This window comes from Aeromonas sp. Marseille-Q7275 (assembly GCF_965119515.1).
Genome location: NZ_CBCPLW010000008.1, coordinates 76,579 through 98,206 on the forward strand (window position 1 = coordinate 76,579; position 21,628 = coordinate 98,206).

Below are 21,628 nucleotides of genomic sequence, written 5' to 3' on the forward strand. Positions count from 1 at the left end.
GATGATTTAGCCATCCAGATGTTTACACATCTAGAGTGACGAGATAAGGTGACCTTGGCTATTGAATCCTCTTCAACTGGCTCTCAAGAAATCCTCAACTGACGCACAAAGGAGCAGTGCCATGGGTGTGCCCAACCAGTCGACCAGCCATCAGAACACCAACGCGGGCATCGATCTCAAGCACCTGAAGACCATCAGTGCCCTGGCCGAACAGGGCTCCCTGGCGGGGGCGGCCCTCAGCCTCAACCTCACCCAGTCCGCCCTCTCCCACCAGTTGAAAGAGCTGGAGACCCGCCTCAATCTGGAGCTGTTTCTTCGCAAGAGCCGCCCCCTGGTGCTGACGGCGGCCGGCCAGCATCTGCTGGCCCTGGCCCGCCAGGTGCTGCCCGCCCTGGCCCAGACCGAGCGCCAGCTGCTGGCCCTGCACAGCGGGGATGCGGGCAGGCTGCATCTGGCGCTGGATTGCCACAGCTGCATCCAGTGGCTGCTGCCGCTGTTGCCGGGCTTTCGCCGCCAGTGGCCCGGAGTGGCCCTGGAGGTGGAGTCGGTGCCCGGCTTCGATGCCATCAGCGCCCTGCTCGGCGGCCAGCTCGACCTGCTGCTCACCTCGGACGTGCAGGCGCGCGGGGATCTCCACTTCGAGCCCCTGTTCGCCTTCGATCTCACCCTGGTGATGGCGCCGGATCACCCCCTCTGTCAGCAGGGCCGGATAGCCCCGGACGATCTGCGACCCGAGGTACTGCTGGTCTACCCGGTGGAGCGGGCCCGCATGGACGTGTTCAGCCGCTTCCTGCAACCCGCCGGGGTGGAGCCCGCCCGCTGCAAGCCGGTGGACAACACCTCGGTCATGCTGCAGATGGCCGCCGCCGGGCTCGGGGTCGCCGCCCTGCCGCGCTGGGCCAGCGAGGAGTTCGTGCGCCAGGGCCTGCTCGAGGCGCGTCCCCTGGGCACCGGGATCCGCCGCCATATGTATGGGGCAGTGCGCGCCGCCGACAAGGATCAAGCCTGCCTGCAGAGCCTGTTCGAGCGCATTCGCACCCAGATGGCCGAGCAATGACAGGGTATGAAAACGCCGCCCCAGGGGCGGCGTTCACGCTCTCTTTTCCATGGACCTGCTATCTAACGCCTCAGGATCCCTCGCCGCAGCTGGCGGCCCCCTGCCGCCTCGGGCAGTTGCCGCAAAGCTCCCCATCCCCTCGCCTGTAGTGCAGGCAGCAGCGCTGGCGCACATAGCCAGGAAAAGCCTCATCCCGGGGGAGCGAGGCCGGACGCCAACCCGCCAGATGCCCGGCGGGCAGGCCGCAGGCGGCGAGCCAGAGCGGGGCATGGGCTTCGACCACCGCCGGGCTCACCTCGTCGAAGAAATCCGGCACCCGCACCAGGGCCGCCAGCAGATCGTCCGCCAGGAGCGGGCGCACGAAACCGGGGCGCAGCCGCTGCGCCTCCCCAAGCAGCGCGAACAATGCCTGCCAGTGGGCCTGGAGCCGTTCCCCCGCCGCCTTGATCAGGGTCTTCACCTCCCCCTTGATCATGGGCTCCGCCGGCAGGCTGAAGCCGGACACCAGCCCCTCCTGATAGCCCTGCCCCATGCGATCCAGGGCGGGCACGGCTCCCACCCGATAGACGGCCACCATGGCGAGGTAGATGGACTGCCAACAGAGCATGCCCCAGCTGCGGGTCAGCCAGTAGGCCGCCCCCGCCTCCGGGTGCGCCTGCTGCCAGTGACCATGCAGGGCAGCCGCCACCTCGTTCGGGGCACCATGAGGGGGGGCCGTCAGCAGAGCGGGGCTCTCCCCCGCCAGCCGCCCCTTGAGAGAGGGGATAAGCCCGGCCGCCGCCGCAAACAGGGCGTCGTGATCCGCCAGCAGGCTATGCTGGCTGTGCACCGCCAGGGCGCCGAGTCCACGAGCCAGGGCATGTTTGGTGTTCACCGCCAGGGCGCCTGGGCCGCGAGGCAGGGTGTGCCCCGGCGCAGGTCCGGGGCGCAAGGTCAGAATGCGTATTTGAGTCGAGCCTCCACATTGCGCTCAGCCCCGAACCAGCAGTTGTTCTGGTCGTAGCAGGAGTAGTAGGTCTTGTTCAGCAGGTTGCTGGCGCTAAGCGAGACCCCCACCCCCTTCATGCTCGCGCTGAGGGCGGCGAGATCATAGGAGGCGGACATGTCCATCAGCAGATAATCCGGCACTGTGTCGGTGTTGGCGGCATCCATCTCGGCCTCCCCCACGTAGCGCAGGCCGGCGCCGACCCGCATTCCCTCCAGGCTGCCGCCCGGCAGGTAGTTGCTCCACAAGGAGGCCATCTGCCTGGGCACCCAGACCGGGGTCTTGCCCTGCAAGTCGGTGGTGTCCTTGGTGATCTCCATGTCCTGAAGGGTATAGCTCAGCGCCAGATCCAGCCGGCTGGTGAGATCGGTGCGCCCCTCCAGCTCTATCCCCCTGGAGACGATTTCGCCGGTCTGCAGCTTGGGCCCGTAGACGTTGTCAGGATCCGTCACCAGGGCGTTCTCCTTGGTGATGTGGAACGCCGAGATCGTGGCCGTCTTGCTCATGTCCTCGGAGAGGAACTTGAGCCCCCCCTCCCACTGGTGGCCGGTAGCGGGATCGAACGCCTTGCCGCTCTTGTCCGCCCCCGGCACCGGCTCGAAGCTCTCGGCATAGCTCACATAGGGTGACAAGCCATAGTCCAGCTCATAGAGGGCGCCGAGACGGAAGGAGAGATTGTCCTGATCGATCTGGGCCAGGGACTGGCTGGCAGCCCCCAGGTAGAGGCCGCGGCTGTCGGTGTCCATCCGGTAGCTGTCGTAGCGGGCGCCACCTATGGCCACCAGCCGGTCGAGGCGCACCTGATCCTGCAGATAGACGCCGGTCTGGGACTGGCGAATGGTCTTGCGATCCTCATAGGAGAAGGTCAGGGCATCCGGCCGGATCTGGTTGTGGTCCGGGTTGAAGATGTCGATGGCGGGCGCCGAGTAGTCGAGGGTGTCCTGATAGAGGATGCGCGCGTCCAGATATTGGTAGTCGATCCCGAGCAGCAGGTTGTGCTGGGCACCGCCGGTCTGCACCTTGCCCGCCAGCTGGTTGTCGATGACAAAACCGCGGGACGCCTCATCGGTGAGATAGGCGTTGCGGGCCAGGGTGCGGTTGTCCGCCGCCAGGGCCGCGTTGTAGGTGTTGCGCTGATAGGCAGAGGCATCCATGTAGCGGGCATTTTGCAGCACCTGCCAGTTGGCGTTGAAGTCGTGGCTCAGCTTGTAGCCGAGCAGGGTCACATCCCGGTTGTACTCGTTCCAGTTCTCGTCGCCGAGGAAGGTGTCGCTGCCAAGCTGCCCCAGAGGGTTGCTCTTGACCGAGCCGCTGGCGGGCACAGTGGTGTAGATGCCGGCTTGCGGATCCTTCTGGTAGTAGAGGTTGAGGTTCAGCAGGGTGCGGTCGCTCAACTGCCAGTCCAGGGAGGGCGCAAAGACGTAGCGCTCCTCTTCGGAGGTCACTGCCTGGCCATCTTTCTGGCGGGCCAGCCCCACCACCCGATAGGCGAGCTGCTCGTTGATGGCACCTGTGCTGTCGAGGGTCATCTCCTTGAGGGTGCCCGTCCCCGTCGTCACGCTGACGTTATGCTTGGCTTCCCGCTGGGGACGCTTGGCAATGAGGTTGACCATGCCGCCGGGGGGCATGCTGCCATAGAGCACCGAGGTCGGCCCCTTGAACACCTCCAGCTGCTCGATGGCCACAGGATCTATCTGGGGTTGCAGGTTCCACTCGTTGTATTGCAGCAAGAGGCCGTCATAGAAGTTCTGGTAGTTGTCAAAGCCGCGGATGTTGAACAGGTCCAGCCGGTTGACCGCCCCGCCCCGCAGCTCGGTATTGACCCCGGGCACGTAACGCAGCGCCTCGCTCACCGAGCTGACGCCGCGCTGTTCCAGAGTCTCGCTCTCCACGACCGAGATCGCCTGGGGCGTCTCTATGGGGTCAAGCCGGGTCTTGGTCGCCGTGTTGCGATAGGTCTGACCCAGCACGGTCAGGGTCTCGTCGGCCAGCGCCGCGTCCTGGCTGCCGGGTGCGGCGGCCAGCACAGAGCCTGCCAACAGGGTGGAGATGGTCGCGGCGACCACGGTCAATGGGGGGTGAACAAGTTGCATCTGATCCTCGACTGCCTACTGCATGTGAATAGTAACAAATATCATTTGCATTTTATTGTTCTAATTTGCCGCGGAATTAACAATTTGGGGCATGTTGGCGGGTCAGTGACAAAGAAAGGGGGAAGAAGAGCGCCATCTGACTGCGTGACGAGTGAAACAGAGTGCAGGGGAAGCCAAATGGAGAGGGTGTAACCTGGCGCGCTTTCGCCGGGGTGGCCTCAAGGCCCCTGTCCTGCCAGCCGAACCGGGCCGGATCAGCGCCCGCATCCGGCCTTCGCTTTAGAGCAGTTGCTCCTTTTTCATCCACACCCTTGATCCGGGTCAAGCCCTGCTGACAGGGATGGCGATAGTATGCGGCCCCTTTTATCAGTCCTGTTTGAGACGATACGAGGCTATACGATCACCCCAATGAATGACACCATCAATAAAGATCTGCACTGTCACACCCAGCTCCACGTCTCCTTCGCGGTGATAGTGCTGACCCTGCTCACCGCCCTGGTGGGGGTCAGTTGCAGCATCCAGCGTGCGGCCGAAGTGAAGTATCACAAGGTGGCCGCCATGTTCGTGCACAACATGGCGACCCAGTTCATCGCGTTGCAATTCAAGCCGCTGGAGCACGTCCTCAACGAGACCGGCAGCTTCATCGACAAGCCCGCCCTGCAGGCCTTTCTCGGCGACGGGCACGCCCCCCTTCGCATGACCCTGATGCAAACGTTGTCCCTCACCCCCTATGTGAAAAGCATCCTGGTCGCCGATCAGCAGGGGCGCTTCAACTCTGTCCCCCACCTGCCGATCGAGGCGGGCTTTGATGCCAGAGAGCGGCCCTGGTTCAAATCTGCCGCCTCCCGCACCCTCTTCGTCAGCTACACGGACCACTACGCCAGCAGAATCGACCAGCAGCGGACCGTCTCCGTCTCCCGGCCCATCGTCGACAAGGAGGGCTTTCCCCTCGGCACCCTGGCCATGGAGCTCGATCTCGAGCAGATGAGCCATCCCCTGCGCCTGCTCAAGACCCCCCTCAAGGGGGAGTTCTATCTCATCTCCCGCAGCGGCGACACCCTGCTGCATTCCAATGTGGGCAACCTGTTTCGCCGCCAGCTGGCGCCGCAGCTCATCGCGCAGATGACCAACGGGGCAGACCACCTCTATGACGCCGAGCACCAGACCCATGTCTACTACTACGCCTTCTCCAACCCGGACTGGTTCGCCATCTACACCGTCAGCGACGCCGAATTCAAGGAGGCCAGCCACAGCGAATCCTATCAGTTGCAGATCGCCGTGGCGGGTTGCCTGCTGATCTGCCTGCTCTGCTGGGGATCCCTGCGCCATGCCATCAACAAGATGATCGTCGAGATCATCGCCCTGATGCGCGTCGGCCGCATCGACATGAGCAAGCCCGGAGAGCTGCTGCGCCAGGAGATCCAGAGCGCCCATCACCAGATGCAGGAGGCGGTCGCCGCCTCCAACACGGATGCCCTGACCGGCCTCTTCAATCGCCGCAGCTTCGATCAGGATCTGGCCAGCCATCTGGCCGACGGCCGCCCCTTCTCCCTCGGCATGATAGATCTGGACAACTTCAAGGCCATCAACGATCAGCTGGGGCACCTGGTGGGCGACCGCGTCCTCCAGGCCGTGGCGCAGGAAGGGGTGACGGTGGCCGACGGCCTGGCCAGGCTCTACCGCTACGGCGGGGAGGAGCTGGCCATCCTGATCTCCGGGGAGGACGAAGCCCAGGCACTGGCCCTGCTGGAGCGCTGGCGCCAACGGGTCCTGCAGCGTCAATGGCGAGAGGCCGGGCTGGTGGTGACCTTCTCGGCGGGGCTGGGGCAGTGGCGCCATGAATCGGCCGCGCACCTGATAGCCAGGGTCGATCGGGCACTCTATCAGGCCAAGGAGGCGGGCAAGAACCGGGTTCACCCGGCAGACTGACGGGGCTGGTTATCTGGCGTCATACGGGAGTTATGAAGTGCCCCGTTGCCGAGCCTAGCGGGGCGCTATGGGCAGCCAGTACTCCATGGAGGCATCGGGCTGCTGGCCGTCAAAGCCCGGGGCATAGCGCTCCAGCTCGAAGCCATCCAGCCCGCGATAGCCGGAGGAGGGCAGCCAGTGCAGGATAAACCAGTTGAGGCTCTGCCCCAGCTGGCTGATGGGGCCGAGGTGACCCAGCACCGCATACTCCTGGGAGGGAACCCGAAGGCCTGCCAGCCCGGGGCCGGGCTCACTTCCTCCTCTGCCGCCACCCCGGCCCAGTAAGGCAGCCGCTCCCCCGCCCCCGAGACGTCCACCACCCCCAGCAGCTCGCTGGACGACAGGCGCCCACCCGCCTCGCGCCAGGCCCCCCAGATGGCGGGCACCGTCTGCTGAAAGTCCGGCGCCTTCGCAAAGAGGCCCCGGATCTCCCCTGACGCCGTGCAGGTGAACCCGGCCGGCTCTCCACTCCGCACCTGCACCAGCCTGGGAGGGCTGGCCAGGGGCATGGGGGCCCGCACCAGGGGAGTGCGCAGCCCCAGCCGCAGGCCCCGCTTGCGATAGGCCAGGGGGGAGCAGCCAAAGTGCTGCTTGAAGGCCCGGCTGAAGCTGACTTCCGAGCCAAAACCGTGGTTCAGCGCCAGATCCAGCACCCGCTGGCGGCTCGAGAGCAGCGCCTCCGCCGCCTGGCTCAGCTTCAGCTCGCGCACATAGTGGGCCACCGTCTGGCCGGTCTCGTGCAGGAAGACCCGCTGCAACTGCCAGCGCGACCAGCAGCTCTGCTCGGCCAGTTGCTCCAGCGACAGGGGCTGATCCAGGTGGGTGTGAATGTAGTCGAGCACCCGCTCGATGCGGGTGAAATGGGGGCGCGTCTGTGGCGCCGGGTCTGGGAAAGCGGGGAAGCTTGTCATGCTGTGGTCGGGCTCTGTGCCGGCGAAGGGGCGCATTCGCCCAAGTGGCCACATTAAACATGGCCGCCGTGCCGGGGGCAAGCCTTGTGCGGCCCGGCGCCCACTCGCAAGCACCTTGCCCCCAGACGTTCCCTTGTCACAAAAATGACGCCTTTCCCTGCCACATTGTTAGCAGACAAGGTTGTCAATTGCCCCAGGGGCACCATTCAACTCGTGACATGCAGGGAGAGCCAAGATGAAGAAGATTGCCTTGATCACCGGAGCCCGGGGCGGCATAGGGTCCGCCATCACCACCGCCTTGCTGGCCCAGGGGTATCGCATCATCGCCACCCACTCCAGCGTCAATGCCGCCGCTGCACGGGAGTGGTACCAGGAGCAGGGGTATCAACCGGATCGGGTGCGGCTGCTGGCGCTGGATGTGGCCGACACCGCCATGTGCCGCGAGACCCTGGGCCGCCTGCTGCAGGAGGAGGGCCGGGTGGACGTGCTGGTCAACAACGCCGGCATCACCCGGGATGGGGCCTTCAATCGGATGGCGCCGGATCAGTGGTTCGAGGTGATCCACACCAACCTGTGCAGCCTCTACAACGTGACCCAGCCGCTGTTCGATGCCATGTGCGAGCAACGCGATGCCCGCATCATCAACATCTCCTCGGTCAACGGCCAGAAGGGGCAGTTCGGTCAGGTCAACTACTCGGCGGCCAAGGCGGGCATGCTGGGCTTCACCAAGGCGCTGGCGGCGGAGGGGGCCCGCTTCGGGGTCACGGTCAACGCCATCGCCCCCGGCTACACCGCCACCCCCATGGTGGCGGCGATCCGCACCGACATCCTCGACAGCATCAAGGCCGACATTCCCATGCGCCGCCTCGCCAAGCCGGAGGAGATAGCCGCCGCCGTGGCCTTCCTCGCCAGCGAAGCAGGGGCCTATATCACGGGGGAGACCCTGGCCATCAACGGCGGCCTCTATATGAAGTAGCGCCGGGATAATTGCAATAGACAGAGGGCAGCCAACGGGCTGCCCTCCGCTTTTGGTCGGTGCTACAAGGGGCGCGCCGCCCCCCCGGGCTCGGCGAAATGGCTGCGCAGGGCGGTGATCACCCGGCGCACCTTCTCCGGGATCTCCCGCTGGGGGGTGATGGCGTGGATCTCCATGGGCGGCACCCGAAAGCCTGGCAGCAAGGCGAGCAGGCGGCCCTGGGCGAGATCCTCTGCAACTTCCCCCTCGGGTTGCAGGGAGATCCCCTGCCCCGCCAGGGCAAACTGGCGCAGGGGCAGCACGTTGTTGCATTGCACCCTGGGTTTGCACCTCACCCTGTGCTCGCCCCCCCGCTCGTCAAGGAGCAGCAAGCCGCTCCCCAGCATGTCGCCGCAGAGCCAGTCGTGCGCGGCCAGATCTGCCGGGGTGCGCGGCGTCCCCTTGCGCGCCAGGTAGGCGGGGGCGGCGCACAGCAGCATCCGGGTCTGGCCCAGCTTGCGGGCCACCAGGGTGGAGTCCGGCAGGGAGCCGACCCGCAGCGCCACGTCGATGCGCTCGGCAATGAGATCCCGCTTCTCGTCGTCGGCGATGATCTGGATGCACAGGCCCGGGTGGGCCTGCAACAGGGGCGACAAGGCCAGCGCCAGCGGCTGGCCCGCCATCCCCACGGGGGCGGTGATCCGCACCTCCCCGAGCAGGCTGTCGCGCACTTCCGAGAGGCGCAGCTCGGTCTGGTTGAGGGTCTGTTGCAGGGCCTGGCACCCCTGCCACACCACCTCCCCCGCCTCCGTCAGGTTGAGGCGACGGGTGGAGCGATGGAGCAGAGGCAGGCCGAGCAGGCTCTCCAGCTGGCCGATGTGCTGGCTGACGGCGGAGGGGGTCATGCCGAGGGCCTTGGCGGCCCCCGTCATGGTGCCCGCCTCCACCACGGCGGCGAAGATGGCGTAACGTCTGAGCTGATCCATTATTAAATCCAGCTTACAAGTGAATGCAATTTACAGAGGATTATTAAATCACATCTGGGGGCGTAGGATAGCCTCATTCCCACAGTGAAGGAGAGATATCCATGAAGATTGCCCTCATAGGTGCCAGCGGTTTTGTCGGTTCAGCCATCCTCAATGAGGCCGTCAGCCGCGGCCATCACGTCACCGCCATCGTCCGCGATGTCAGCAAAGTCGCTGCCCACCCGCAGGTCACCGCCGTGGCGGTAGATGCCCAGGACCCGCAGGCGCTGGCCGAGGTGCTCAAGGGGCACGATAGGGTGATCAGCGCCTACAACCCGGGCTGGAGTGCCCCGGACATCTACGACCAGTACCTCAAAGGGGCCAGCGCCATCGTCGAGGCAGCCAACGCAGCCCACGGCTGGCTGCTGGTGGTCGGCGGTGCCGGCAGCCTGGAGATAGCCCCCGGCGTGCAGCTGGTGGATACCCCGGACTTCCCGGCCGAGTGGAAGCAAGGCGCCCTGGCGGCCCGCGACGGTCTCACGGCCCTTCGCCGCGAAACGACCCTCGACTGGCGCTTCGTCTCCCCGCCGGTGTTCCTCGAACCCGGCGAGAAGCGCGGCGGCTACCGTCTCGGGGGGGATCAGGTGCTCTTTGACGGCGACAAGCCTGCCGGGATCACAGTCGGGGATCTGGCGGATGCCGTGCTTAACGAAGCGGAACAACCGGCCCACCTGCGCCAGCGCTTCACCCTGGGTTACTGAAGAGAGTGATCTGGGCGCGCTGGGCGGGCGCTCACCCTCTAACCTCTGCGCCACACTACCCAAGGGGGGGCTGATGCCTCCCCTTTGTTCATTCGCCTCCCACTGGCACAGCGCCTTCCCTGGCCCCAGGCAGATTCATGGGCAAGGCGATCGGCTGGGTCGCATTTTCTCCGTGCAATCGACAAATTTCCCCAAAGGGATCGAATCCTATTTCGACTTTTGTATATAACTAAGAATATTTTGTTGCTTCCACCTTATAACTCCGAACAGTAGCATCCCCTTAAACCCAAACGGTGCCATCGTGAGCCACGGACCCGAGTCCTGCCACTCGCCACACCGCCGTCTTTGTCGCGGATCCTCGGGGCTGTACCCGACATCCGACACCTGAGGAGATGCACATGGAACATTCATCACTGCCCATCATCGACTATGCCGCGATCACTGGTGCCCCCGAGGAGCGCCGCCAGATGCTGGCCAAGCTTGGCCGGGCGGCCCGCGACATCGGCTTCTTCTATCTGACAGGCCATGGTCTGAGCGAAGCGCAGCAACGGGAAACCCTGGCGCTGGCGGCCCGCTTCTTCGCCCTGCCCCTGCAGGAGAAGCTGACGGTGCAGATGGTGCACTCCCCCCACTTTCGTGGCTACAACCTGGTGGGGGCCGAGCTCACCCGGGAGCGGCCGGACCGGCGGGAGCAGTTCGACATCATGAACGAGGAGCAGGCCCTCCCCCTGGCGCAGGCCAGCCACCCCTGGCAGCGGCTCACAGGCCCCAACCAGTGGCCCGCTGCCCTGCCCGGGATGAAGACACAACTGCTGGCGTGGCAGGAGCGGCTGAGCGACATCACCCTCACCCTGCTCGCCGCCTTTGCCGAGGTGCTGGAGCAACCGGCCGGGGTGTTCGATGAGAGCATCCAGGGCGCCCCCTATCAGCACATGAAGCTCATTCACTACCCGGGACGGGAAGCGGGGGGCTGCGGCCAGGGGGTCGGCGCCCACAAGGATCCCGGCTACCTGACCCTGGTGATGCAGGACGATCACTCCGGCCTCGAAGTAGAGACGGCGAGCGGCTGGATTTCCGCGCCCCCCCTGCCCGGCGCCCTGGTGGTCAACATAGGCGAGCTGCTGGAGCTTGCCTCCAACGGCTACCTCAAGGCGACCCTGCACCGGGTGCAGAGCCCGCCCCCCGGGGTCTCCCGTCTCTCCTGCGCCTTCTTCATGGCGGCGAGACTCGATGCCACAGTGCCGCTGCTCACCCTCTCCCCCGAACTGGCGGCGCAGGCGCAAGGGCCAGAGAGCGACCCGGCCAACCCCCTCTTCTATCAGGTGGGGGAGAACGTGCTCAAGGGCAGGCTGCGCTCCCACCCGGATGTGGCGGCGCGCCACTATGCTCGGCAACACAGGGGAGCGCAGGAGCCGATACCGGCCTGATGCTATCAAGGGGGGGCGACAAGCCGCCATCCCGACCACAGGAGAGGGGCGCCGGCGCGGCCCCGTCCACCGATTTTCACACCAGAACAACAACGCCATAGCCTGGCAACCACGGAGCAAAACGATGAAATTCAAGACCATGAGCGTGCACAGCGGCCAGCGGATCGACCCCCAGACCGGCGCACTCACCACCCCGCTCTACCAGAGCAGCACCTTCAGCTACGTCAATGCCCAGGCGGGCAAGGAGCGCTTCGCAGGCCAGGCCCCGGGCTTTATCTACAGCCGCTTCGGCAACCCCACCACAGCCGAGCTGGAGCTGAAACTGGCGGCCCTCGAGGGCGCCGACGAGGCGCTGGTGGTGGCGAGCGGCATGGCGGCGGTGAGCGCCATCCTCTATGCCCTGGCCAGCAGCGGGGATGAAGTGGCCTATGTCGGCCCCCTCTACGGCGGCACCGAGGCGTTCTTGAAACAGACCTTCAGCCGGGCCGGCATCACCATCACGGGTTACGACAGCGATCAGGATCTGCTGGCCAACATCAGCCCCGCCACCAGGGTGATCCTGTTCGAGACCCTGACCAACCCCACCCTCAAGGTGGTGGATCCCCGGGTGGTGGTGGAAGCGGCCCGCAAGGTGGGCGCCATCACAGTGTGTGACAACACCTTCCTCACCCCCTACCTGCTGCGCCCGCTGGAGCTCGGCATCGACGTGGTGATGCACAGCGGCACCAAGTACCTGGGCGGTCACGGCGACATCATCGCCGGGGTGGTGGCAGGCTCCCACGCGCTGATGAAGTCGATCCGCACCGTGGCCCTCAAGCACATCGGCTCCCCCATAGGCCCGCAGGAGGCCTACCTGCTGCAGCGCGGGGTCAAGACCCTGCCCCTGCGCATGGATGCCCACCTGCACAATGCCCAGAAGGTGGCCGACTTCCTCGCCGCCCACCCGGCGGTGAAGAAGGTGATCTACCCGGGCCTTGCCAGCCACCCGGGCCACGACGTCCTCGGCGCCTTCGCCAGCGGCTTTGGCGGCATGGTGAGCATAGAGTTGGAGGGGGGCTTTGCGCGCTGCGCCACCCTGCTCGACAACCTGCAGCTGTTCGTACAGGCGGTGAGCCTAGGGGATCTCGAGAGCCTGGCCTGCCATCCGGCCAGCACCACCCACGCCGCCATGGACGAGGCGAGCCGTCTCGCGGCTGGTGTGAACGACGATCTCATCCGCTTCAGCATCGGGGTGGAAGACGCCGACGATCTCATCGCCGATCTGGCGGCGGCGCTGGCCCTGATCTGACCCTAAGCCGCCATGCACGACCGGCGCCACGCGCAATAAAAAAGGGAAGGCCAGGCCTTCCCTTTCTCTCATCCATTCCCTAGTGCGGGAAGGGGCCTAACTCAGGCGTCGTGATAATCCTGGCAGGCGCTCAGGGTGTTCTCCATCAGGCTGGCCACCGTCATGGGCCCCACGCCACCGGGCACAGGGGTGATGAAGGCGGCGTGATTGCGCGCCGTTTCAAACTCCACATCCCCCACCAGAGAGCCATCGGCCAGGCGGTTGATCCCCACGTCGATCACCAGGGCCCCCGGCTTGACCCACTCCCCCGGAATGAAGTTCGGCTTGCCCACCGCCACCACCAGCAGATCGGCACGGCGCACCTGGGCCTCCAGATCCTGGGTGAAGCGGTGACAGGTGGTGGTGGTGCAACCCGCCAGCAGCAGCTCCAGCGTCATCGGGCGACCGACGATGTTGGAGGCACCGACCACCACAGCATGCAGACCGTGGGTCTTGACGCCGGTCGCCTCGATCAGGGTCATGATCCCCTTGGGTGTGCAGGGACGCAACGCCGGGATGCGCTGGGCCAGACGGCCCACGTTGTAGGGGTGGAAACCATCCACGTCCTTGTCGGGACGAATGCGCTCCAGCACCTGGGTGGTGTCGCAATGAGCCGGCAGGGGCAACTGCACCAGGATGCCGTCCACCTCCGCATCCTCATTGAGCCGGTCGATCAGGGCCAGCAACTCTTCCTGGGTCGCATTGGCGCTGAGATCATAGGAGCGGGAGACAAACCCCACCTCTTCACAGGCACGACGCTTGCTGCCCACATAGACCTGGGACGCCGGATCCAGCCCCACCAGGATCACCGCCAGACCCGGTGCCCGCTTGCCCAGAGCCAACCGCTGTTGGACTTGTTCGGCGACCTGATTGCGAATCGTTTGCGCAACCTGTTTTCCATCAATGATTTTGGCAGACATCGTTCTTCACTCACCATGTGTTCAACTGCCGCGCATTGTCGCATTTTTTTGGCGCGGGTGTTAGCGGCTCTCGCCTGGCGGGCAATAAGTAGGCATTTGAATTTACTGGCGGAAAAAGTCGTTGACGCTGACTTTGACGCTTGGGTATGATGCCCGCCCGTTGCCCAGTCGTACCGCCCCCGGTATGCTGGACGATGAGATTTCGGTGATTAGCGCAGCCCGGTAGCGCATCTGGTTTGGGACCAGAGGGTCAAAGGTTCGAATCCTTTATCACCGACCAGGTTCATCGGGAAGTCCTTCGGATTTCTTGATACAACGCGCCCTTAGCTCAGTCGGATAGAGCAACGGCCTTCTAAGCCGTGGGTCGCAGGTTCGAATCCTGCAGGGCGCGCCATTGATGTGACTCTTCCCTCGAAGAGCGACATCGAAGGCAGATTTCAGTGGTGGCTGTAGCTCAGTTGGTAGAGTCCCGGATTGTGATTCCGGTTGTCGTGGGTTCGAGCCCCATCAGCCACCCCATTATTAGCTGTTCGCGCTGAATCAAGCCGACAGGGGCAAGCCTGACTTGCCATGAACCGGGCATCTGATGCCCTCATCAAAACCGGCCCTGCGCCGGTTTTTTTGTGCCTGCGCCCCAGCCTCGCCGCCTGTCCCGAGCGCTCCGCTCCCTCTTTATGCGCTTTGCCCCTCCCCCCTTGCTCTCTCACGCTTGTCCCTGTGCTGGTCGGTCAATGCCACCGCCTGGTGCTGCCCCCTCCCCTGGCTGGATCACAGACATGATCGGAGCCATCACGGCCCCGATGTATCCCTGCTTCCCATGACGCAGCGCAAGCTTCCATGCCGATGACCGTGATATGGATAAAAACTAGGCAAATGCCTTGTCTGCTTCCCTCATAAGGGCGAGCAACCACTTACGCCCAGGCAGCGCACCACAGGTTGCCGCCGCGCCTGATGCGAGGGGAAGTCGGGCAGAACGTAAATAGATTGTTAAACTAGATGGTCGTGATTCATCTTTTCGTAATCCATTCACTGCACAATAACGCAATATATTGAAAAAAAAGGAGTAATTGAAAGCCAGCGGCACAACAACAGACAGATCCCCTGCCATGACCCCACACAGCGCAGTGGAAATCTTCCCATACTAAGTGTCAGCAATGTAGATGCCCTCCAAGGAGAGACTGAGATGAGTGAAGAAAGCAAATGCCCCTTCAACCACACCGCCGGCGTCGGCAGAACCAACCTTGATTGGTGGCCGAATCAGTTGCGGCTGGATCTGCTGCACCAGCATTCCCCCAGCTCCGATCCCATGGACAACGATTTCAACTATGCCGAGGCATTCAACAGCCTCGACTACAAGGCACTCAAGAAAGACCTGGTCAAGCTGATGACAGACTCCCAGGAGTGGTGGCCGGCGGACTTCGGCCACTACGGTCCCCAGTTCATCCGCATGACCTGGCACGCCGCAGGCACCTATCGCATCACGGATGGCCGTGGCGGCGGTGGCCGCGGCCAGCAACGCTTCGCTCCCCTCAACAGCTGGCCCGACAACGTCAACATCGACAAGTCCCGTCGCCTGCTCTGGCCCATCAAGCAGAAGTACGGCAACAAGATCTCCTGGGCCGATCTGCTGATCCTCGCCGGCAACGTCGCGCTGGAGTCCATGGGCTTTAGAACCTTCGGATTTGGTGGCGGCCGCCCGGATGTGTGGGAGCCGGATCAGGACGTCAACTGGGGTGACGAGATCGCCTGGCTCGGGGTCGACCCCGACCGGGTCAAGGGCGACCGCGAGCTCGCGGCCCCCTTTGGCGCTACCCACATGGGCCTCATCTACGTCAACCCCGAAGGCCCCAATGCCAGCGGTGACTACATGGAGGCGGCCAAGGACATCCGCTCCACCTTCGGCCGTATGGCCATGAATGACGAAGAGACAGTCGCCCTCATTGCCGGTGGCCACACCTTCGGCAAGGCCCACGGCGCCGCCCCCGAATCCCACAAGGGTCCCGAGCCGGAAGCCGCCCCCCTGGAAGCCCAGGGTCTGGGCTGGATGAGCGACTACGGCAGCGGCCACGGCAAGGATACCGTCTCGAGCGGCCTCGAAGTGACCTGGACCAAGACACCGGCCCTGTGGAGCAACAACTTCTTCGAGAACCTGTTCAACTTCGAGTGGGAGCTGACCAAGTCGCCGGCGGGCGCCAAGCAGTGGGTGGCCAAGGATGCACCGGAGATCATTCCCGATGCGCATATCCCGGGCAAGTTCCACAAGCCGACCATGCTGACCACCGACCTGACCCTGCGCTTTGACCCCGAGTTTGGCAAGATCTCCCGCCACTTCTATGAGGATCCCCAGGCCTTCGCCGATGCCTTTGCCCGCGCCTGGTACAAGCTGACCCACAGGGACATGGGCCCCATCGCACGCTATCTGGGGCCGGAAGTGCCCAAGGAAGAGCTGATCTGGCAGGACCCCATCCCCGCCGTCAATCACCCCCTGGTCGATGACAAGGACGTGGCCGCCCTCAAGGAGAAGATCCTGGCGGCCTCCCTGACCGTCGCCGAGCTGGCATCCACCGCCTGGGCCTCGGCAGCCACCTTCCGCGGCTCTGACAAGCGCGGCGGCGCCAACGGTGCCCGCATCCGCCTGGCCCCGCAAAAGGATTGGACAGTCAACCAACCGGCACAGCTGGCCAAGGTGCTCAAGACCCTCGAAGGCATCCAGCAGGGGTTCAACACCTCGGCCACCGGTGGCAAACGGATATCCCTCGCCGATCTCATCGTGCTGGCCGGCGGCGTCGGTGTCGAACAGGCGGCCAAACTGGCGGGGGTCACAGTGACCGTGCCCTTCACGCCGGGTCGCATGGATGCCTCCCAGGCCCAGACCGATGTGGACTCCTTCGCCGTGCTCGAGCCCCTCGCCGACGGGTTCCGCAACTACGGGGGCGAGTGCGCCGCCTTCGCGGAGACCATGCTGATCGACAAGGCCCAGTTGCTCACCCTGAGTGCCCCCGAGATGACGGTACTGGTGGGCGGCATGCGGGTGCTCGGCACCAATGTCGGCAACTGCCACGGGGTCTTTACCTCTGCCCCCGGCACCCTCTCCAACGACTTCTTCGTCAACCTGCTCGACATGGGCACGGAGTGGAAACCGGCAGCAGGAGCCAAGGGCATCTACGAGGGGAGTGATCGCAAGACAGGCAAGGTGAAGTGGACCGGCACCCGCGTCGATCTGGTGTTCGGCTCGAACTCCCAGTTGCGGGCCCTGGCGGAGGTCTATGCCAGTGCGGACGGGAAGGAGAAGTTCGTGAAGGACTTCGTGGCGGCCTGGGCCAAGGTGATGAACCTGGATCGCTTCGATCTCGCCTGACCCGCACTCTCTGCATGCCGCCTAGCCTGCTTCAAGGGACATGGGTGAGAGATGACCGGGCACCACAAGACAAAAACCCGACCATAAGGTCGGGTTTTTATATTGGCGGCGGGTCTGGATTGACCCGGACTGCCCTGCCCCTTGTCGAACCAGGGTTCAAACCGAGCGCCATCACCGGATAAAGTAAAAGGGCCTGTCTTGCGACAGGCCCTTTTACTTTATTTGGCGGTGAGGGAGGGATGATTCGCCACTTCGTGGCTCACCCCTTCGGGGCGGCCTGCGGCCGTTCATCGCAGCAAGCTGCTCTGCTCGAACCCGGCGAGGCTTCTCACCCTCCCTTTATACGCATCAGGGAACACGGTAGCCCAGATGCAAAAAACCGACCCTGAGGTCGGTTTTTTATAATTTGGCGGTGAGGGAGGGATTCGAACCCTCGATACGTTGCCGTATACACACTTTCCAGGCGTGCTCCTTCAGCCACTCGGACACCTCACCAAATTTTCGACTGTCGTTTAACGTGTTCAATCTCCACGTGATGTTCTGCACTGTTGCGCCGGAACGGGGCGTAATTTAGGGGAAAGCCCCGCCGGCGTCAACGGCTTTTTGGCTGCCGCGAACCGTTCGCACATTAAACGCGCAACTCAGTGCACAGATTCCGGTGCGACCTGGATCTCCGGCAGATTAAGGAAGCCGAGGCGTTCACATTCGGACACCACTTCATGGGTCGCCGCCGTGGTGCTTTCGACAAACAGCAGGAACTGCTCGACGGAGAGACCCGCCTTGGTGAAGACGGTGTGGCCCACGACGAGGCGCGGCAGGTTGTCATCTATGATGTCGAGGAACACCTTGAGGGACGGGTATTGCATGTTGAGACGACCCAGCTCGGCCACCAGGGGCAGCAGGGATGAGGGGCGCACCTCCAGTTCGGATGAAAACAGCAACCCTTCCTCTTCCACGAAGATCCGGCTCTCCTGGATGCCCTCGACGGACTGCAGGGAGACCATGTGGATGCCGTGGCACTGATCGCACACATAGTGCTCGATCCGGGCCTGCTGCAGCCAACGCATTATCATTTCAGAGCTGGGGATATTCATCATTTTCACGAACACAATAAGGATCAAGGGGCGCAGTCTAAACCAATTTTCCGACAACCAAAAGCGCACAGGTGGGATCACCCCCGGTCTCGCTTCTTTTTGGCAAGCGCTATGCATATACTCAGCCATTCTCGTACCGTACTCGCCTCCACAGAAGGCCCGATGACCATCCAAGAAAAGTATCGCCTGCACCTCAAATCCCTCTCGGATGAACTGCTCGCCCTGCAAAAACCCATTCGCATCCTGGATGCCATCAAATGGCCCCGCCATCTGCAGACCGAGTTTCTCGCCAAGGGCGGACGAGTGTTGCCCGCCATCGATGCCGACTTCTATCAGGCCCTCCCCCTCGATTTCGATCCCCGCAACAAATACCTGGAGCTCAAGGAGCTGAGGGACAGGATCCGCAGAAAATTGGGGCTGCAGGATGATCTGGGCCGGATCCTGCAAGAGACGGTGGATCAGTACATGGTGGTCATCGAGATGCTGCGCCAGCGCGGGCAGCCGGACTTCCAACGTTACAGCCAGTTGCTGTACGGCTCGGCGAGCGATCATCTGCGCGGGGATCGCAAGACGTTAAAGGAGCTGGGAGCCCGTCTGTGCGACATCTTCTCCCTGCCCGGCGCCCGCCATCTGGTGCGCCCCTACCCCAAGGAGTTCGAGGGGGAAGCGGCGGTGGCCAGGTTGCAGGGCAAGCTGTCGAACTACTTCAGCGATGGCACAGTGCAGGTCAAGCTGAGCGATGGCATCGTCTCCGATGCCGCCGCCGGGGGGGATTACATCAAGCTGAGCTCCCACGCCCGCTTCTCCGAGCTGGACTTGCAGGTATTGGAGGTGCACGAGGGCTGGGTGCACGTGGGCACCACCCTCAACGGCCGCCAGCAATCCTATGCCACCTGGCTGGGGGCCGGCTCGCCGCGCATCACTGCCTGCCAGGAGGGGCTGGCCGTGCTCATCGAGACCCTCACCTTCAGCTCCTTCCCGGACAGGGCCAAGCGCATCTCGGATCGGGTGATGGCCATCGACATGGCGGAGCGCGGCGCCGATTTTATCGAGGTGTTCCGCCACTTCGTCGAGAAGGGGGCCAGCGAACACGATGCCTACAAGATCACCCAGCGGGTGTTTAGGGGCGGCATGGTCGAGGGAGGCGCCTGCTTCACCAAGGATCTCTCCTATGTGAAGGGCTATGTGGAGACGGTCAACTTCATCCGCAGCGCCGTGCTGGAAGGGGTGCCGGAGATCCTGCCCATGCTGTTCGTCGGCAAGGTGACCCTGGACGACATCCCCGTGCTCTATCAGCACTATCTGGAGGGGCTCATCGACGCCCCCCGCTACCTGCCCCCCATGTTTCGCGATCTCACCGGCCTCTATGTCTGGTTCGGCTTCGCCTCCGGCATGTCCCTGGTGGACATAGGCCGGGTACAGCAGCATTTTCGCCAGCTGTTCCACCGCCTGCCGGTGGCCGACCCCATCATAGCGCCGGTGGACATAGAGATAGACTGAACCCTTCGTCGACAAAAAAGGGCGCCCACGAGGCGCCCTTATCCATGCTGTGGCTTACCTGTAAGCCCGTCCTTCCAGATAGTGCTTGCGGCAGAGCGACACATAGCGATCGTTCCCCCCTATCTCCACCTGCTCGCCGTCGCGCATCACCTGCCCTGCCTCGTTGACGCGAGAGTTCATGTGCGCCTTGTTGCCGCACCAGCAGATGCTTTTGAGCTCCTCGAACTTGTCCGCCAGGCAGAGCAGGTGGTAGGAGCCGGGGAACAGCTCGCCGCGAAAATCGGTCTTGAGGCCGTAGGCGATCACCGGTATGTCCTGCTCATCGACGATGCGGGCGAGCTGATACACCTGCTCCCGGGTCAGGAACTGCGCCTCGTCGACGATGAACACATCGATATGGCGATTTGCATGGCGCGCCTTGACCATCTCGAACAGATCGCAGCTGTCGCTGAAGACCTCCACCTTCAGCTCCAGCCCGACCCTGGCGCTGATGATCCCCGGACCGAAGCGGTCATCGATGGCGGGGGTCATGGCCAGCGGAACCATGCCACGCTCCAGATAGTTGAAGTGAGCCTGGATGAGCTGGGTCGACTTGCCCGAGTTCATGGTGGCGAATTTGTAGTGCAGTGAAGCCATGATGGGGTTCCGAAACGGGATTGATGGGGGGCATGCTAACCAAAGCCCCTGCCAAAACCAAGGGGCCCGTGGGCCCCTTGTTCTCTTTATGCGACGGCCAGGGCGCGGTGCATCCGAGCCTTGCGCAAATGATAACCGGAGAAGATCAGGAACCAGAGCGCGCTGACAGTGAAGCCAGCCAGCACCGAGTGCATCAGCCCCATCACCAGGTAACCGAGCGCGGCACCGAAGGCGATGGCGAGCGCATAGGGCAGCTGGGTCATCACGTGATCGATGTGATGGCAGCCGGCGCCGGTGGCCGACAATATGCTGGTGCTGGAGATGGGTGAGCTGTGATCACCGAACACGGAGCCCGCCAGCACGGCGGCCAGCATCGGCAGCATCAGGCTGATGTCGCTGGCGGCCGCCATGTCGCCGGCCAGCGGCAGCATGATGCCGAAGGTACCCCAGCTGGTGCCGGTGGCAAAGGCCATGGCGCAGGAGAGGATAAAGACCACAGCCGGCAACACCTCGATCGGCAGGTTGCCATTGGCCATGGAAGCCAGGTACTTGCCGGTCTCCACGTCGCGCACCACGGCGCCTATGGTCCAGGCAAACAGCAGGATGTTGATGGCGGGCAGCATGGCCATGATCCCCTGGGGGGCCGCCTTCATCCAGTTGCTGGCACCCAGCTTGAGGCGCATGGCCAGACCGATGGAGACCACCAGGCTGCACAGGGCGCCATAGACCAGAGAGGAGCCGACGTTGGTGTTCTCGAATGAGCCGAGCACGCTGAACGGCAGGCCTTTGTCGGCCAGCACGGCGGCGCCGGAATCTATCATGAAATAGACGGTGGCCAGGGTCAGGGTCAGGATCGGCAGCACCATGTCGATCATGCCGCCATTGCTCTCCTCGGGAGACTCCATGTCCAGGCCGATGGGACGGCCCTTGGACTCATCCCACAGCTTGCCCTCCAGCGCCCACTGCTCGTGTTGACGCATGGCGCCGATGTCGAGCTGGAAGGCGATCACCACCAGCACCATGATCAGGGTGAAGACCGCATAGAGGTTCATCGGGATCATCTCGACGAAGGCGGAGATGGGGCTCTGATCGGTCAGACCATGGGCCGCCATGATGCCGCCCACCAGGGCGATGATGTAGGCGCCCCAGGAGGAGATGGGCATCAGCACGCAGACCGGCGCCGCGGTGGAGTCCAGCAGATAGGCCAGCTTGGCGCGGGAGATCTGGAAGCGATCGGTGACCGGGCGGCAGATGGCCCCCACCGACAGGCTGTGGAAGAAGTCGTCGATGAAGAAGGCGAACACCATCATGCCGGTGAGGGCCTTGGCCCCCTTGCGGGTCTTGGCGCGGCGCGCGGCCCACTCGGCGAAGGCCCGGGTCGCCCCGGAGACGCTCATCAGGCTGATGAGGCCCCCCAGCAGCAACATGAACAGGATCATGTTGACGTTGTCCCGGTTGAGCGCACCGTCGACCCAGAAGATCTTGAGCACGGTGTTCAGCATGTAATGCAGGGATTCGAGGGGGGAGAACTGGTTGAGCAGCAGACTGCCTGCGACTATGCCCACCCCCAGCGACACCAGGACGCGGCGGGTGATGATCGCAAGGGCGACGGCCAACAGGGGGGGAACGACGGACCAACCGGAGTCGGCGTAATGAACGATGTCCATGATC

At 63.8% G+C, this 21,628-nt stretch carries 15 protein-coding genes, 4 tRNA genes, 1 other RNA gene and 1 pseudogene; 11 read left to right on the plus strand and 10 right to left on the minus strand.

Annotation, left to right across the window (positions count from 1 at the left end):
* Nucleotides 1-121: 121 nt before the first annotated feature.
* On the plus strand, nucleotides 122-1,057 hold the full coding sequence (locus ACWPWQ_RS09450; protein ID WP_319912405.1) for a LysR substrate-binding domain-containing protein: 936 nt from the start codon (nucleotides 122-124) through the stop codon (nucleotides 1,055-1,057).
* Between the two features lie 70 nt (nucleotides 1,058-1,127).
* On the opposite strand, the gene ACWPWQ_RS09455 is transcribed toward ACWPWQ_RS09450, so the two are convergent.
* Together ACWPWQ_RS09455 and ACWPWQ_RS09460 are read right to left on the minus strand one after the other, a co-directional pair.
* The gene (locus tag ACWPWQ_RS09455) at nucleotides 1,128-1,913 is read right to left on the minus strand and encodes a siderophore ferric iron reductase (RefSeq protein WP_454009691.1); all 786 of its coding nucleotides are present in this window, start codon (nucleotides 1,911-1,913) and stop codon (nucleotides 1,128-1,130) included.
* A 77-nt stretch (nucleotides 1,914-1,990) separates the two neighbouring features.
* Nucleotides 1,991-4,135: a TonB-dependent siderophore receptor gene (locus tag ACWPWQ_RS09460; RefSeq protein WP_454009638.1), complete on the minus strand. Its 2,145-nt coding sequence runs from the start codon at nucleotides 4,133-4,135 to the stop codon at nucleotides 1,991-1,993.
* A 408-nt stretch (nucleotides 4,136-4,543) separates the two neighbouring features.
* Here ACWPWQ_RS09460 and ACWPWQ_RS09465 point away from each other — a divergent pair, with 408 nt between their 5' ends.
* Nucleotides 4,544-6,064: a sensor domain-containing diguanylate cyclase gene (locus tag ACWPWQ_RS09465; RefSeq protein WP_454009639.1), complete on the plus strand. Its 1,521-nt coding sequence runs from the start codon at nucleotides 4,544-4,546 to the stop codon at nucleotides 6,062-6,064.
* Between the two features lie 54 nt (nucleotides 6,065-6,118).
* Here the strand turns inward: ACWPWQ_RS09465 and ACWPWQ_RS09470 are convergent.
* Nucleotides 6,119-7,095 (minus strand): annotated as a pseudogene (locus ACWPWQ_RS09470) (helix-turn-helix domain-containing protein).
* A 154-nt stretch (nucleotides 7,096-7,249) separates the two neighbouring features.
* On the opposite strand from ACWPWQ_RS09470, the gene ACWPWQ_RS09475 reads away from it, so the two are divergent.
* Nucleotides 7,250-7,990, plus strand: coding sequence for an SDR family oxidoreductase (locus ACWPWQ_RS09475; protein ID WP_454009640.1), 741 nt, complete (start codon nucleotides 7,250-7,252; stop codon nucleotides 7,988-7,990).
* A gap of 62 nt (nucleotides 7,991-8,052) precedes the next feature.
* On the opposite strand, the gene ACWPWQ_RS09480 is transcribed toward ACWPWQ_RS09475, so the two are convergent.
* Nucleotides 8,053-8,955 carry a LysR family transcriptional regulator gene (locus ACWPWQ_RS09480; protein ID WP_454009641.1) on the minus strand — a complete coding sequence of 301 codons (903 nt, stop codon included), beginning with the start codon at nucleotides 8,953-8,955 and terminating at the stop codon, nucleotides 8,053-8,055.
* Nucleotides 8,956-9,056: 101 nt separating this feature from the next.
* On the opposite strand from ACWPWQ_RS09480, the gene ACWPWQ_RS09485 reads away from it, so the two are divergent.
* The 3 genes from ACWPWQ_RS09485 to ACWPWQ_RS09495 all read left to right on the plus strand — a co-directional run bounded on the left by ACWPWQ_RS09485 (nucleotide 9,057) and on the right by ACWPWQ_RS09495 (nucleotide 12,410).
* Entirely contained in the window at nucleotides 9,057-9,695 is a 639-nt protein-coding gene (locus ACWPWQ_RS09485) for an NAD(P)-dependent oxidoreductase (RefSeq protein ID WP_454009642.1), read from the plus strand.
* A 398-nt stretch (nucleotides 9,696-10,093) separates the two neighbouring features.
* On the plus strand, nucleotides 10,094-11,122 hold the full coding sequence (locus ACWPWQ_RS09490) for an isopenicillin N synthase family dioxygenase (protein ID WP_454009643.1): 1,029 nt from the start codon (nucleotides 10,094-10,096) through the stop codon (nucleotides 11,120-11,122).
* Nucleotides 11,123-11,246: 124 nt separating this feature from the next.
* Nucleotides 11,247-12,410: a trans-sulfuration enzyme family protein gene (locus tag ACWPWQ_RS09495; RefSeq protein ID WP_454009644.1), complete on the plus strand. Its 1,164-nt coding sequence runs from the start codon at nucleotides 11,247-11,249 to the stop codon at nucleotides 12,408-12,410.
* A 101-nt stretch (nucleotides 12,411-12,511) separates the two neighbouring features.
* On the opposite strand, the gene folD is transcribed toward ACWPWQ_RS09495, so the two are convergent.
* Complete coding sequence (folD, locus tag ACWPWQ_RS09500; protein WP_005326697.1) at nucleotides 12,512-13,369, minus strand: bifunctional methylenetetrahydrofolate dehydrogenase/methenyltetrahydrofolate cyclohydrolase FolD; 858 nt, start codon at nucleotides 13,367-13,369, stop codon at nucleotides 12,512-12,514.
* A 203-nt stretch (nucleotides 13,370-13,572) separates the two neighbouring features.
* Between folD and ACWPWQ_RS09505 the strand changes: the two genes are divergently transcribed.
* The 4 genes from ACWPWQ_RS09505 to katG all read left to right on the plus strand — a co-directional run bounded on the left by ACWPWQ_RS09505 (nucleotide 13,573) and on the right by katG (nucleotide 16,727).
* Nucleotides 13,573-13,649: transfer RNA gene (locus ACWPWQ_RS09505), tRNA-Pro, on the plus strand.
* Nucleotides 13,650-13,686: 37 nt separating this feature from the next.
* A tRNA-Arg gene (locus ACWPWQ_RS09510) sits at nucleotides 13,687-13,763 on the plus strand.
* A 49-nt stretch (nucleotides 13,764-13,812) separates the two neighbouring features.
* A tRNA-His gene (locus tag ACWPWQ_RS09515) sits at nucleotides 13,813-13,888 on the plus strand.
* Between the two features lie 664 nt (nucleotides 13,889-14,552).
* On the plus strand, nucleotides 14,553-16,727 hold the full coding sequence (katG, locus tag ACWPWQ_RS09520; RefSeq protein ID WP_454009645.1) for a catalase/peroxidase HPI: 2,175 nt from the start codon (nucleotides 14,553-14,555) through the stop codon (nucleotides 16,725-16,727).
* A 223-nt stretch (nucleotides 16,728-16,950) separates the two neighbouring features.
* Here katG and ACWPWQ_RS09525 read toward each other — a convergent pair.
* The 3 genes from ACWPWQ_RS09525 to ACWPWQ_RS09535 all read right to left on the minus strand — a co-directional run bounded on the left by ACWPWQ_RS09525 (nucleotide 16,951) and on the right by ACWPWQ_RS09535 (nucleotide 17,824).
* Nucleotides 16,951-17,079, minus strand: a non-coding RNA gene (locus ACWPWQ_RS09525) — RtT sRNA.
* Nucleotides 17,080-17,134: 55 nt separating this feature from the next.
* Nucleotides 17,135-17,222: transfer RNA gene (locus ACWPWQ_RS09530), tRNA-Ser, on the minus strand.
* Nucleotides 17,223-17,368: 146 nt separating this feature from the next.
* Nucleotides 17,369-17,824 (minus strand): type III secretion system chaperone family protein, encoded by a 456-nt coding sequence (locus ACWPWQ_RS09535; RefSeq protein WP_161507131.1) that lies wholly within the window; start codon nucleotides 17,822-17,824, stop codon nucleotides 17,369-17,371.
* A 159-nt stretch (nucleotides 17,825-17,983) separates the two neighbouring features.
* Here ACWPWQ_RS09535 and ACWPWQ_RS09540 point away from each other — a divergent pair, with 159 nt between their 5' ends.
* Nucleotides 17,984-19,321, plus strand: coding sequence for a flavohemoglobin expression-modulating QEGLA motif protein (locus ACWPWQ_RS09540; protein ID WP_454009646.1), 1,338 nt, complete (start codon nucleotides 17,984-17,986; stop codon nucleotides 19,319-19,321).
* A 54-nt stretch (nucleotides 19,322-19,375) separates the two neighbouring features.
* Here the strand turns inward: ACWPWQ_RS09540 and ACWPWQ_RS09545 are convergent, their stop codons facing one another.
* Nucleotides 19,376-19,957 carry a thymidine kinase gene (locus ACWPWQ_RS09545; RefSeq protein WP_454009647.1) on the minus strand — a complete coding sequence of 194 codons (582 nt, stop codon included), beginning with the start codon at nucleotides 19,955-19,957 and terminating at the stop codon, nucleotides 19,376-19,378.
* An 86-nt stretch (nucleotides 19,958-20,043) separates the two neighbouring features.
* Nucleotides 20,044-21,624 (minus strand): Na+/H+ antiporter NhaC family protein, encoded by a 1,581-nt coding sequence (locus ACWPWQ_RS09550; RefSeq protein ID WP_202045897.1) that lies wholly within the window; start codon nucleotides 21,622-21,624, stop codon nucleotides 20,044-20,046.
* Nucleotides 21,625-21,628 lie beyond the last annotated feature (4 nt).

Bases quoted from the DNA above. Each gene is read 5' to 3' on its own strand.
- ACWPWQ_RS09490 (WP_454009643.1), top strand. From the start codon at position 10,094: ATGGAACATTCATCACTGCCCATCATCGACTATGCCGCGATCACTGGT.
- ACWPWQ_RS09485 (WP_454009642.1), top strand. From the start codon at position 9,057: ATGAAGATTGCCCTCATAGGTGCCAGCGGTTTTGTCGGTTCAGCCATC.
- ACWPWQ_RS09535 (WP_161507131.1), bottom strand. From the start codon at position 17,824: ATGATGAATATCCCCAGCTCTGAAATGATAATGCGTTGGCTGCAGCAG.
- ACWPWQ_RS09475 (WP_454009640.1), top strand. From the start codon at position 7,250: ATGAAGAAGATTGCCTTGATCACCGGAGCCCGGGGCGGCATAGGGTCC.
- ACWPWQ_RS09540 (WP_454009646.1), top strand. From the start codon at position 17,984: ATGACCATCCAAGAAAAGTATCGCCTGCACCTCAAATCCCTCTCGGAT.
- ACWPWQ_RS09465 (WP_454009639.1), top strand. From the start codon at position 4,544: ATGAATGACACCATCAATAAAGATCTGCACTGTCACACCCAGCTCCAC.
- ACWPWQ_RS09460 (WP_454009638.1), bottom strand. From the start codon at position 4,135: ATGCAACTTGTTCACCCCCCATTGACCGTGGTCGCCGCGACCATCTCC.
- folD (WP_005326697.1), bottom strand. From the start codon at position 13,369: ATGTCTGCCAAAATCATTGATGGAAAACAGGTTGCGCAAACGATTCGC.
- katG (WP_454009645.1), top strand. From the start codon at position 14,553: ATGAGTGAAGAAAGCAAATGCCCCTTCAACCACACCGCCGGCGTCGGC.
- ACWPWQ_RS09450 (WP_319912405.1), top strand. From the start codon at position 122: ATGGGTGTGCCCAACCAGTCGACCAGCCATCAGAACACCAACGCGGGC.
- ACWPWQ_RS09545 (WP_454009647.1), bottom strand. From the start codon at position 19,957: ATGGCTTCACTGCACTACAAATTCGCCACCATGAACTCGGGCAAGTCG.
- ACWPWQ_RS09495 (WP_454009644.1), top strand. From the start codon at position 11,247: ATGAAATTCAAGACCATGAGCGTGCACAGCGGCCAGCGGATCGACCCC.
- ACWPWQ_RS09480 (WP_454009641.1), bottom strand. From the start codon at position 8,955: ATGGATCAGCTCAGACGTTACGCCATCTTCGCCGCCGTGGTGGAGGCG.
- ACWPWQ_RS09550 (WP_202045897.1), bottom strand. From the start codon at position 21,624: ATGGACATCGTTCATTACGCCGACTCCGGTTGGTCCGTCGTTCCCCCC.